The organism is Pseudolactococcus hodotermopsidis, from assembly GCF_011170085.1.
Taxonomy (GTDB): Bacteria; Bacillota; Bacilli; order Lactobacillales; family Streptococcaceae; genus Pseudolactococcus; species Pseudolactococcus hodotermopsidis.
On record NZ_BLLI01000066.1, the window covers coordinates 1 to 12,198 of the forward strand.

The 12,198-nt window shown below is 40.1% G+C and carries 10 protein-coding genes; 7 read left to right on the top strand and 3 right to left on the bottom strand.

The window, feature by feature from the left end; translation table 11 throughout:
* Positions 1 to 179: 179 nt before the first annotated feature.
* Entirely contained in the window at positions 180 to 1,241 is a 1,062-nt protein-coding gene (dinB, locus tag Hs30E_RS09150) for a DNA polymerase IV (protein ID WP_172209656.1), read from the top strand.
* Here dinB and Hs30E_RS09155 read toward each other — a convergent pair.
* Positions 1,222 to 1,881, bottom strand: coding sequence for a prepilin peptidase (locus tag Hs30E_RS09155; protein WP_172209657.1), 660 nt, complete (start codon positions 1,879 to 1,881; stop codon positions 1,222 to 1,224). The genes dinB and Hs30E_RS09155 overlap by 20 nt on opposite strands.
* Positions 1,882 to 1,971: 90 nt before the next feature.
* On the opposite strand from Hs30E_RS09155, the gene Hs30E_RS09160 reads away from it, so the two are divergent.
* The 5 genes from Hs30E_RS09160 to Hs30E_RS09180 all read left to right on the top strand — a co-directional run bounded on the left by Hs30E_RS09160 (position 1,972) and on the right by Hs30E_RS09180 (position 5,293).
* Positions 1,972 to 2,433, top strand: coding sequence for a Dps family protein (locus Hs30E_RS09160; RefSeq protein WP_172209665.1), 462 nt, complete (start codon positions 1,972 to 1,974; stop codon positions 2,431 to 2,433).
* 311 nt (positions 2,434 to 2,744) lie between these two features.
* Positions 2,745 to 2,951 carry a YqgQ family protein gene (locus Hs30E_RS09165; RefSeq protein WP_172209658.1) on the top strand — a complete coding sequence of 69 codons (207 nt, stop codon included), beginning with the start codon at positions 2,745 to 2,747 and terminating at the stop codon, positions 2,949 to 2,951.
* Entirely contained in the window at positions 2,948 to 3,931 is a 984-nt protein-coding gene (locus tag Hs30E_RS09170) for an ROK family glucokinase (RefSeq protein ID WP_172209659.1), read from the top strand. Before Hs30E_RS09165 ends, Hs30E_RS09170 begins: the two co-directional genes overlap by 4 nt.
* 2 nt (positions 3,932 to 3,933) lie before the next feature.
* Positions 3,934 to 4,326: a rhodanese-like domain-containing protein gene (locus Hs30E_RS09175; protein WP_172209660.1), complete on the top strand. Its 393-nt coding sequence runs from the start codon at positions 3,934 to 3,936 to the stop codon at positions 4,324 to 4,326.
* 4 nt (positions 4,327 to 4,330) lie between these two features.
* Positions 4,331 to 5,293 carry an LCP family protein gene (locus tag Hs30E_RS09180; RefSeq protein WP_172209661.1) on the top strand — a complete coding sequence of 321 codons (963 nt, stop codon included), beginning with the start codon at positions 4,331 to 4,333 and terminating at the stop codon, positions 5,291 to 5,293.
* A 41-nt stretch (positions 5,294 to 5,334) separates the two neighbouring features.
* Here the strand turns inward: Hs30E_RS09180 and Hs30E_RS09185 are convergent, their stop codons facing one another.
* A complete protein-coding gene (locus Hs30E_RS09185; RefSeq protein WP_228462039.1) occupies positions 5,335 to 6,222 on the bottom strand; it encodes a phosphodiester glycosidase family protein in 888 nt (295 codons plus the stop codon).
* A 24-nt stretch (positions 6,223 to 6,246) separates the two neighbouring features.
* On the bottom strand, positions 6,247 to 7,155 hold the full coding sequence (locus tag Hs30E_RS09190) for a phosphodiester glycosidase family protein (RefSeq protein WP_172209663.1): 909 nt from the start codon (positions 7,153 to 7,155) through the stop codon (positions 6,247 to 6,249).
* A 208-nt stretch (positions 7,156 to 7,363) separates the two neighbouring features.
* On the opposite strand from Hs30E_RS09190, the gene Hs30E_RS09195 reads away from it, so the two are divergent.
* Positions 7,364 to 12,198 (top strand): mucin-binding protein (locus Hs30E_RS09195; RefSeq protein WP_172209664.1); only part of this gene is annotated, 4,835 nt, incomplete at its 3' end.

Sequence of the window (12,198 nt, forward strand, 5' to 3'; positions counted from 1 at the left end):
ATAACGAAAGTTTAACAGATTTTTTATGAAAATTAAAGCGGTTAGGGAAATAATCGTCTGAAATAGCTATTTAACTTGTGAAATTTCGGAATTTGTCGGATAAATTAAATTTATGAAATGACCGTGGTTATTAAAAACCGTTAGTTGCTTTAACTAACGGTTTGTGTTATAATAGAATTATGTTAATCTTTCCACTCATCAATGATACTAGCCGAAAAATTATTCATGTTGATATGGATGCTTTTTTCGCCTCAATTGAGGAGCGGGATAATCCTGAGTTGATTGGAAAGCCTGTCGTTATCGCACGAAATCCGATTGAGACTGGTGGACGAGGTGTGGTGTCAACTGCAAATTATGTGGCACGCAAGTTTGGTATTCACTCGGCTATGTCGTCAAAAGAGGCTTATGAACTCTGTCCGCAAGCCGTCTTTGTTTCAGGAAATTATGAGCATTATCGGGAAATTTCGCGGCAAATGCACGAAATTTTCCATCGCTATACTGACCAAGTTGAGGGAATGGCACTTGATGAGGCGTATTTGGATGTGACTGAAAATAAAATTGGGGCAACAAGTGCTGTTAAAATCGCCAAAATGATTCAGCACGATATTTTTACTGAGCTACATTTGACGAGTTCAGCGGGGGTTTCTTATAATAAATTTCTGGCGAAAATTGCCTCAGATATAGAAAAACCGCGCGGTTTAACCTTGATTACACCAGAAAAGGCACTTGATTTTCTGGCGAACTTACCGGTAGAAGAATTTCATGGTGTGGGGGCTAAGACAGCGGAGAAACTTGAAGTTCTGGGCATTAAAACAGGCAAAGAGATTCAAGCTTATTCGCCACAGATTTTAGCAGAAAAGCTTGGTATATTTGGTTGGGAACTTTATCTTAAGGCTAATGGTATTCACAATTCGCCAGTTAAACCTAATCGACTTCGGAAGTCTGTTGGCAAGGAAAAAACTTATGGTAAATTACTTTATTTGGCGGAGGATATTAAGGCAGAAATTACCATACTGTCGCAAAAAGTTTCAGATATATTAGGTGAAAATAAGTTGCAAGGCTCAATTATTGTGATTAAAATTAGATATGCTGATTTTGCAACAATGACTAAGCGCGTTTCTTTAGACGAGAAAACGGCTGATTTTGAGACGATTGCGCAACAGGCACGAAAATTATTAGAGAATAGCTTGCGTGAAAATGCGGGAGTTCGCTTGCTTGGCGTTACAGTAACGGGGTTATGAAGAGGAGACAAAGGTAGCCGAAAAAGAGAAAAGGCAAAAAAGCGATTTCTTGTTTTTTCTGTGTGAAAAGGTAGTAGAGAATACCGCTCAAACTGGCGATCAAAATGATAAGATTTAATTGGAAAAAATCAGTTGAAAAGCCAATCAAGCTCAAATAGAGCCAGTCGCCGCTACCTATTTTATTGGCTGAAGAAAATTCAGTTAGGATGCCTAAAATGATAGAAAAAATGGCAAGGAAAGTGAGATTAGCTGAAAAAAGTAAGCAGATGAAAAATATCAGCCAGATAATTAGCGGAAAACTATGATTTTTGAGGTCGAATCCTGTTAGTAAAATTGAAGCAAGTAAGATGAGAAAGACTGTTAGTTCGATTTTACCTGATAAGCCAAACAGGAAAATTAAACCTGTCAAAAATTCCAAACTAGCGTACCAAAAGGGAATTTGTGTGCCACAATAGCGGCATTTTGAGTGGCTCAAGACCTGAGAAATCAGTGGTATTAAGTCTCGATTTTTTAAAGTCTGACCACATTTTCCACAATGCGAGCGGGGCAAAATGATAGAGTGGTCAGGTAAGCGGTCAATCATCACGCCAAAAAATGAGCCGAAAATTGTACCAATTGTGAAAAATAAAATTTTATCCATACTATCTTATACGAAAAAGAAATCAAATTGTTTGATTAAATGACTAATTTTTTTTATAATGAAAGTATCAAGAAAGATTTGGAGAAGATTATGACGAGAGAAAAAACAAAAACTGTTTTGAATCAATCTGTTGCTGATTTGTCGAAAGCTTCAGCTTTGGTTCATCAAGTTCACTGGTATTTACGTGGTCCTGGTTTCATGAAATTGCACCCTAAAATGGACGATTTGATGGACGATCTGAATGACCATTTGGATGAATTGTCAGAGCGTTTGATTACAATTGGTGGTTCGCCAGTGTCAACTTTGAAAGAATTTGATGAGTTGTCAAAAATCGAACTTGAACCAGCAACTTGGGGCAAATCAACCGAAGAACGTTTGACAGAAGTTGTCAAGGCTTATAAATACTTGGCAGTTCTCTTTCAAGATGGTTTGGATGCAAGTGATGAAGAAGGCGATGACGTGACAAATGGTTTGTTTTGTGATGCCAAAGGTAACCTTGAAAAGACAATTTGGATGCTTGAATCAGAACTTGGTTTGGCGCCTGGTTTGTAAGAAGAGAAGTTTTGAAACTAAAGAGCTTGCTTGTGATAGCGGGCTTTTTTGATTAGCTATAAAAAAGACTAGATTTTTTCTGTGAGCTTAAAAAGAGTATTTCAAGTAGCTTACCGCAGTTCGCGATTTATTAAAAAAGCTAGAGCAATCGTTAAGAGAAGTAGCTATATACAATGTGATTTAGGCATCGACACATTTGTTTGTTCCATCTCAAAATTTTGCGTTTCGTTTTTATACAGTGATATGAATGCACGACAGTCAAAAATTTTGATTCTTGAAAATGTTTTCATAATATGGTAAACTATGAGAGGATGAAAACATTATACGATGTTCAGGAATTTCTTAAAAAACGTGGCTACATCAACCTTTTTAGTGACCGTAAAGATGCTATTTATTTTATGGCGCAGGAGCTAAAAGCACAGTATGATGCAGGATTAATCCCTGATAATAAAGAATATTTTACTGCCGATTTGATTTTGCGGCGAGAATACAGACTTGAAAGCGAGAAAAAATCATGACAAAAAAAATTATTGGCATTGACCTCGGTGGCACAACAATTAAATTTGGTATTTTGACAGTAGCAGGTGAAATTCAGGATAAATGGGCGATTGAGACTAATATTATTGGCAGTGGTAAACGTATTGTCCCTGATATTGTTGCTTCTATCAATCATCGTTTGGACTTGTATCAACTTGATAAGTCTGATTTTCTTGGCATTGGTATGGGGTCTCCTGGTTCAGTTGACATTAACGAAAATACGGTTGTTGGTGCTTATAATTTAGGTTGGGAAACTTTACAAGAAGTTGGTAAAGAGGTTGAAGCTGGTGTTGGTTTGGCGTTTGCTATTGATAACGATGCCAATGTTGCGGCGCTCGGCGAGCGTTGGGTTGGTGCTGGAGAAAATAATCCAGACGTTATCTTTATGACACTTGGAACAGGTGTCGGTGGTGGTATTATCGCAGCTGGTCAGTTGATTCACGGTGTTGCAGGTGCTGCGGGGGAAATCGGTCACGTCACTGTTGATACGAGTGCGACTGCTTTTGAGTGTACGTGTGGCAAGAAAGGTTGCCTCGAAACAGTTGCTTCAGCGACGGGCATTGTTCGTGTGGCGCGCCAACTTGCTGAAAAGTATGAAGGTGATTCAGCTGTCAAAGCAGCCATTGACAATGGTAGTGCAGTGACCTCAAAAGATATTTTTATGGCTGCTGAAAATGGCGATAAATTTGCTGATTCTGTTGTTGAAACGGTTTGTCAGTATCTTGGACTTGCCTCTGGGAATCTTGCCAATACGCTCAATCCTGACTCAATTGTCATCGGTGGTGGGGTGTCGGCTGCGGGCGAATTTTTGCGTCTGCGTGTTGAAAAATATTTCAATCTTTACACTTTTCCACAGGTTCGCCATTCAACAAAAATCAAAATCGCTGAACTTGGCAATGATGCGGGTATCATTGGGGCGGCGAGTCTTGCTTTGAAATTTGCTGAAAATGAGGTTGCTTAAAAATGTTATTTTATGTTAATATCGTTTTAATTCTGATTGTTATCGGTATTATTGGCTATCCTTTTGTCAATAAATTTCGAATTAAATCTGTTGCCAAACTTGTTGATAATGCTGAATTTTCTAAGCAAATGATTGGTGGTCAATTGATTGATTTGCGTGAGGCAAATGACTTTCGAGTTGCCCATATCTTGGGTGCACGGAACTTGCCTTTTTCAACGCTTGACCAAAGTTTATCTGCGATTCGTAAAGATAAACCAATTCTTTTTTATGAGAATGCAAAACCTGCTGTTGCGATACGCGCAGCGCTCAAACTCAAAAAAGCGGGTTACATCAACATTTTCATCCTTAAAACGGGTATGAAAACGTGGCATGGCAAAATCAAAAAAGGAGCGTAAACGCATGGCAGAAACTAGAAAACGGCGCTCGGAGCGGGTATCGGAGTCGTCAGGTAAGAGAGCTAAGGCGACAAAAAAAGTCAAGCCGAAGAAAAAACATCGTGGGCTTAAAATTTTTGGTGTGCTGATTCTTCTGATTCTCTTAGTCGGCGGTGTGCTGGGGGGGAAGGCTTATCTGGATGTTAAAAAAGCCTCAACTAAGGCTTACGAGCAGGTTGATCGGCAGACGGAGGCGAAGTTGCCAAGTTTGAAGGCGAAATCGCCGTTTACTTTTCTATTTTTAGGTGTTAATGGTGACACTGCCAATGATATTTTGTTGCTGACGGTCAATCCTAAACAAGATAAAATGACGGTTATCAGTCTTAACCGTGATATTTATCTGACGTCTGAAAATACAACTTTGAAAGAGTTGTACGGCACAAAAGGGGTTGCAGGTGAGATTGATGCGTTGCAAAACTTGTTTGGTGTTGAAATTCCGCGATATGTGAAGTTTGATATGGCAGGGCTGGGCGATTTTGTTGTTGCTGTTGGTGGCATTCAAGTCTCTAATAATACGCACTTTATTGCTAATGGCTATGAATTTGAAAAAGGAACACAACATTTAACCAATGCTGAAGAAGTTCGAGGTTTCCTGACAAAAGTTGGAGACGATCCAGCTAAGGCTGATGCAGACTTGATTGAGCGCGAGCAAGCTGTTCTTATGGCGATTATTCCGAAAATGAAGTCAGTTGGTACGGTTCTCAATTACAATAAATTTATTACAGCTTTTGGTAATAACATCAAAACAGACTTTGTTTTAGGGAATCTTGAAATGCTTGGGCTGCAATATAACAGTGTTCTTGGCGGAATTACCAAGGAAAATCTGAAACCAGCTAAGACGATGATTGATGATAAGGAGCAATTAATCTTGCCAGAAGATAAGATTAATAAAGCCCATGATAAGATTGAAGAGGCTTTAAATGAGTAACTAAAAAAGACATTTGCAAAGATGTCTTTTTTAGTTACTCATTATTTTAAAACAATAAAGTCAGCAACAGGGCGACCGTCTTGACTTTCAAAAAGGATGTTGCCATCAAGTGACATTTGAGAAGAACCACCGCCGTCAAGAACGACCAGATTTTGGAGGTTAAGGTTTGCTACTGCAGCCATTGTACCGTCGTAGCCGACACTTGTGTCAGAGATGATGAGATAGATATTATTATCAGCATCATTGCCGATATAAGAGTGAATCATCCAGTTGACAGTGCCGTCATTTGGCAAAATTTCGCCGTCTTTGATGAGAATGCTACCAAAGCCAAAACTTTCTTGCGCTCCTCTTTCGAGGATTTCAGTAGCGGGTGTATAGAGGTCGTAACCGCGCGCAGAACCGTCTTTATTGATGACGAAAGCAGCACTACCATACTCAGTATTCGTCCAATTTGAAAAAAGCAGACCGTTATTAATCTGAAATCCAACAATTTGCCCAGTTTCCATATTGAAACCTGACGTATTCATGATTAGGCTGTCGGGATATTGTGCAATGATGTCAGCCATCATATAAGTCCCAGGAAATTGCGCTGCAGCTGTTTTTAAAACTTTTGGATTGTTTGCACGATAAATCAGGACATCTCCAACAGATAGGTCTGTGAATTTTTCGAGTTTATTTGCTGATTTGACCTTGACCCATCCTGCTTCGCCGGTATCTTCAACTTCAGGAGCGGGTGCAATGGATACAGGTGGTGAGCTAACGATAGTATTTGGTGCGTTTGTTTTAGTAGGTTTAGCCCCTAGGGAATCTGTTGGTTTTGATTTTAAGAGGACAAAAGTAATACAAGCAGCGATAAGGAAAAAGAGTAGTACTAAAATCTTGAACGATTTTTTGGGCTTCTTTTTTTCTTTTTTCGTTGTTCTTTTCATAGGGGAAATGTTATCTTTCATAAGTTATTTTAGGACGATAAAGTCACCAACTTGGCGATTATCTTGACTCGGTACGATGACTTGGCCTTTAAGTCCCATTTGGGAAGAACCACCACCGTCCATAAGGACAAGGTTTTCAAGATTGAGAGGAGCGATTTGACTCATGATATTGTCATATCCCGCACCAGTTTCACTAACCATGACGTAGATATTGTTATCTTTGTCATTGCCGATAAAACTATGGAGCATCCAGTTGACCGCCTCGCCTTCGTTTTGGTCTTGCCCATTTTTGATGAGAATTTTACCAAAACTATACGATTGTTCAGCGCCATTAGCGATAATTTGCTTAGCGGGTGTTGTGTTATCGTAAGTTGTGATAGAGCCGTCTTTATTGATGACAAAAGCTTGTTTTGCACGAATGTTTTCATCCCAATCAATAAAAAGTTTCCCATTATTAATCTGAAAACCAGTGATATTTCCCTCGTCCATGTTAAAACCAGAAGCGTTCAAAATCAGTGCATCTGGATATTGTGCCATAACCTCAGGTAGAACTTGTAAGGTCGGCATAATGGAGGTTGCGGTCTTTAAAACATAAGGATTGTGCGCCTTGTAAATCGTGACATGAGCAGTTGAGAGATCGGTAAATTTCTCGCCATCGCCTGTTGAGTTGACCTTGACCCAACCAGGACCACCTGTCGTTTCAACTTTTTCAGTACTCTCGGTAATACTAACTGAACTTGAAGAAACGACTGACGTACTTGACGACGATTCAACTGAAAGCGCTACTTTTTTAGAGTTAGAAATGGTAGGTTTTACAGCTGCTTTTTTTTCAATAGGTTTTTTAATTAAAATAGATGAAATTGCTATGATGATGAGGCTGAGGCTAAACAAGATTAAGCCAAATTTAGATTTTTTACTATGTTTACTTCCCATTCTATCATTATATAGGGATTTCGTTAATTAGTCAAGAAGTACTCATTTTGTTAATAAATAACAAGTACCATAGGTTATAGGAGTCATAAAAACTTTAAATAACGAAGTCTCAGAATCGGAACTTATTTTTTTTAGGTATGTTTAATATTATAAAATAGTTATTGAACACTACAACTTTAATTAGTATTACGGAAGAATTGAGGAACAAATGAAGAAAAAGAACAATCTTAGTAAATTGTTGCACCAAAACGTTGAAACTAAGAACACCAATTATCGGATGTGGAAGAGCGGGAAAAAATGGATCTATGCCAGCTCTATCCTGACGATGATTGCAGGTGGCGTTATTGCAGGTAATGCTGTGATTTCATCTGCGGATGAAAATGATAAGGCGATTGTTGCTAGTCAAAAAGCTGATGGTGAAGAAGATGCGGATGTACCTAGTTTGCACGTTGAACGAGCTATCACAGCCAAAGAAAGTTTGAAAGTGGCAAGCTTGCTTGATGTTGATCGTAGCGATTTTGAGGCTGGTGTGATAGAAAATGACAATGCGCCAGCTGAATCAACGACGTCTGTGCATGTGCCATTGCCAGATGCAGTTGTCGCTGCTAAAAATGGTACGGCTGCGGCTGCGGCTAAAGCTATGCCACAAGTTACGATAGCAGGGTTAAGTGGTACTGCCATCTCTCAAGGTGCATGGGTCTCAGTTGATAATTTTGAGGACTTTGAACGTGCTTATGAAAATCAAAATGTTCGCTATATTCAAGTTGCATCTGATTTCATTTTTGCTGGTACTAGTGATGGTGGTAGTAACTATGGACGATTAAGTGAACGTAGTGGTGAATTAACGATTGACGGTAGCGATGAAAATGGTAATCCTCATACAATTAATATTTTAGGGGCTATTTTTAGTTTAAATCGAAATACCACAGCTACTACCTTTACCGTAACAAATTTAAATATTATTGGTCGAGGTTGTGAGGCTGACCGAGCTTTGATAAATCAACAGTCTGAGTCTGGTGATGGTTCAAGCTGGCATGTTAATATTGATAATGTGAGTTATGTTGGTAGTAATACAGGAGATCTTTCGGATGTAAATGAATCACGTGGTAATCGAAATGGTACACAAGTTGTTCGTCTATTCAAAAATCGTGGCGCAAATGCTAAGGTAGTTTTATCAGGTAAAGTATACACTACCGCTATTGAGGAAATGGGCTGGGCGGAGTTTGTTGATATGGTTGATGGTAGTGAGGTAATATTGCGTCGACCACCTAACGGTGCTCATGACTCGATGATTTATTTCCAATCCTATAACAATGCAACAGCAAATATTGGCGATGGTGTGCATATTGTCTGTGATGCGAGTATACAAACAGTTCAAAATGATTATGACATGCTTTTTCAGTTAAACAATTTAAATCTTGGTGATAATGTTGTTTGGGAACAGTATAACTTTAAATATTTATTTGAAAACGAAAGCCCTAGAAATTACGTTTTTGGCAAAAATCTCAAAATGACCGCAACTGCTATGAAAGATGATAGTGGTGTTGAATTGGGAAATAATACCAATATTCTGTTTAACGCTGGTACAATATTAGATGTTCAACAATGGCGTCCTGGTAGTCCAGTATTTAATTTAGATAGTTCTAGTGCAACGATTAAGTTTATCTCACCTAAAGCACTACATATTGTAAATCTATCTAGTACAGGTGAGGCTAATATCGATCCTTCTGCTAACCTTTTCGCAGGTGATGGTAAGTTTATCATGGATAACTCCTCTATTGATGTGTGGAGAGGAGCTAAAAATCAGTTAGCGGGCGATACTCCAGATAAAGATGACAATGATGTTAAATTTGCCACAATGACTATTGTGGGTAATAGCGCTAATGCGACAATTAATCCAATTGGTGGTGGTACGACTACTTCACTGAAGATGACTGATGTTCGCGAGCTTCAAACCAATGCGATTTCGAATGGAACAGTTAAAATTAACTACATTGATCAAAGTGCAACAAGTACAACTGATGCGGATCATATCGTGAATAGCGTTATGCTTGATGTTAATGAACTGGATGCTGGTGGACACAATAAATATTACATCGGTCAAGAAATTCCAGCGGATGTTTCAAGATTTGTCCATGATAATATGCCGGCCAACTACAAGTGGGCGTTAGGCGATCAAGTTAATCCAATCGCAGCGACAGACAAACAGTCTAAGGGCGACCAAACGACCCTTGTTGATAATGGGAACGCCAAAGGTCAGCTTGAGCGGATGATTGTGCCAATGGAGGGCGTTGAGTACGTTTATAATGTCTATGTTTACGGTAATGACGTTGATGATGTTGAGTATCAATACGTTAATTCTGTTACAGGAGATGTTGTAGATGTTTCAGAAGTCGCAACTTCTGAGCAGGAATCGACTCTCGGTCTTGTAACAGCTAACGTTGGTAATGTTATCAACTGGGAAGCTCCTTATTATACAGCGACTAATATCCCAGCAGGTTATAAATTAGATACCAATCATGCGCAGCCTAAGACAACGCAAGTTTTGGCGCAAAATACACCTAAGACAACTTTCTATGTGACACCAGTTAAACAAGATTTGACGGTTAGATTGGTTGATAAGAACGGTAAGCAGATTGGCACGACGACTTATCCAATTTCTGGTACTTCTGGTTTAGAGAAAACGTATGCTGAGTTGCTTACTATGGGAAATGTTACTATCCCAGCTGGTTATAAAGTGAGTGCTGGAGAAGCAGCGAAAATTTTCAAGTATGATGCAACAGATAATCTGAATCATACGACTGGTGCTGAAACGGCTGATAAGCAAGTACAAACGCTTGATATTGTCCTTGATACTAGCATGCAAACGGCGACATTTACGTTTATTGATGCCTCAATAGGTGGTGCTACTTTAGAGACTAAGTCAGTAGATGGTCAAGCGGGGACTAGCATTAGCGGTTCGGCTGAGTATGACATTGCTAGCAAAATTGCGACTTTCGAGGCTCAGGGCTATGTTGTGAAGTCTAATAACTTTAATGCTAATGCAGTGTTTGACGCTGATGAAACAAGTTCACAGGACTATACGATTCAGTTGGTTCGCGATACTGAACTCAAAACTGGAACTTATATCGTTAATTTCACAGTTGATCACAATTATGATGACAAAAATCACATCTCTGAGAAGATTCCTGTAAAAGTTACTCGTACATGGTATGAGGATAAAGTAACTGGAGAAGAGCTTGCGATTCCAACAGATAAATTGAGCAACGAGGCGGCGCTCACTGCTTATCTGGCGAATTTTGCTGTAAATGGTAATCTTGACCAACATCCAGATAGAACAATCTATGAGAAGATTGATGATCCGAGCACAAAAGCTGATGACTTGGCGAAAGTTGACCGTTATACGGGTATCGTCACATTGGATACTGTACCAAGAGAAAACGAAGTGGGTTGGATACCTGGTAAGTCTGAGACGATGCAGGTTGATTTGGCAAGTAAACCTAAACCTTCTAATGGTGTAGATAAAATTGTAGAGGGCAATGGCGAGGTTAGATATACCGAGGATGTTGAATCTGACTCATTGTATCATTCAGATCATGCTTGGGACAATATTCCTGATAACTCATGGTATGAGGGAGACAGCGATAACTTGATTGAAGAGCCAGGCGATGTTGACAATGATGGTATTCCAAATAGCATGGATGATGACATTGATGGCGACAAGATTCCAAATGATGAAGACATTGACCGTGACGGCGATGGTATTCCAAATGATAAGGATAAAACACCAGATGGTGCGCCAGATCCGATTGATAATGGCTATCACGATGGCGTTCTGACAGATCCAATTACAACGCCAGCGGACGTAGACGGCGATGGTATTCCGAATCAACAAGATGACGATATTGACGGCGACGGCATTGCCAACGCAGAAGATAAAGACATCGATGGCGACGGTATCAACAACGAATATGATAAAACACCGAATGGCGAACAGTCAGGCGAATCAATTCCAGATAACACGTATCATGGCAATGATAAGAATAAGCCGATTGAAGAACCAGGCGACGTTGACAATGACGGCATTCCGAATAGTATGGATGATGATATTGACGGCGATGGCACTAAGAACGAGTTGGACGGCGACCGTGATGACGATGGCATTCCAAACGAGCTTGATAAGACACCAGATGGTGCGCCAGATCCGATTGATAATGGTTATCACGACGGTAATTTGTCTAAACCAATCACAACGCCAGCGGACGTAGACGGCGATGGTATTCCGAATCAACAAGATGACGATATTGACGGCGATGGCATTGCCAATGCAGAAGATAAAGACATTGATGGCGACGGTATCAACAACGAATATGATAAAACACCGAATGGCGAACAGTCAGGCGAGTCAATTCCAGATAACACGTATCATGGCAATGATAAGAATAAGCCGATTGAAGAACCAGGCGACGTTGATAATGACGGCATTCCGAATAGTATGGATGATGACATTGACGGCGATGGCACTAAGAACGAGTTGGACGGCGACCGCGATGGCGATGGTATTCCAAATGAGCTTGATAAGACACCAGACGGTGCGCCAGATCCGATTGATAATGGCTATCACGACGGCGTTCTGACAGATCCAATTACAACGCCAGCGGACGTAGACGGCGATGGTATTCCGAATCAACAGGATGATGATATTGACGGCGATGGCATTGCCAATGCAGAAGATAAAGACATCGATGGCGACGGTATCAACAACGAATATGATAAAACACCGAACGGCGAACAGTCAGGCGAGTCAATTCCAGATAACACGTATCATGGCAATGATAAGAATAAGCCGATTGAAGAACCAGGCGATGTTGACAATGACGGCATTCCGAACAGTATGGATGATGATATTGACGGCGATGGCACTAAGAATGAGTTGGACGGCGACCGCGATGGCGATGGTATTCCAAATGAGCTTGATAAGACACCAGACGGTGCGCCAGATCCGATTGATAATGGCTATCACGACGGCGTTCTGACAGATCC

Bases quoted from the DNA above. Each gene is read 5' to 3' on its own strand.
- Hs30E_RS09180 (WP_172209661.1), top strand. From the start codon at position 4,331: ATGGCAGAAACTAGAAAACGGCGCTCGGAGCGGGTATCGGAGTCGTCA.
- Hs30E_RS09185 (WP_228462039.1), bottom strand. From the start codon at position 6,222: ATGAAAAGAACAACGAAAAAAGAAAAAAAGAAGCCCAAAAAATCGTTC.
- Hs30E_RS09155 (WP_172209657.1), bottom strand. From the start codon at position 1,881: ATGGATAAAATTTTATTTTTCACAATTGGTACAATTTTCGGCTCATTT.
- Hs30E_RS09165 (WP_172209658.1), top strand. From the start codon at position 2,745: ATGAAAACATTATACGATGTTCAGGAATTTCTTAAAAAACGTGGCTAC.
- Hs30E_RS09190 (WP_172209663.1), bottom strand. From the start codon at position 7,155: ATGGGAAGTAAACATAGTAAAAAATCTAAATTTGGCTTAATCTTGTTT.
- Hs30E_RS09175 (WP_172209660.1), top strand. From the start codon at position 3,934: ATGTTATTTTATGTTAATATCGTTTTAATTCTGATTGTTATCGGTATT.
- dinB (WP_172209656.1), top strand. From the start codon at position 180: ATGTTAATCTTTCCACTCATCAATGATACTAGCCGAAAAATTATTCAT.
- Hs30E_RS09170 (WP_172209659.1), top strand. From the start codon at position 2,948: ATGACAAAAAAAATTATTGGCATTGACCTCGGTGGCACAACAATTAAA.
- Hs30E_RS09160 (WP_172209665.1), top strand. From the start codon at position 1,972: ATGACGAGAGAAAAAACAAAAACTGTTTTGAATCAATCTGTTGCTGAT.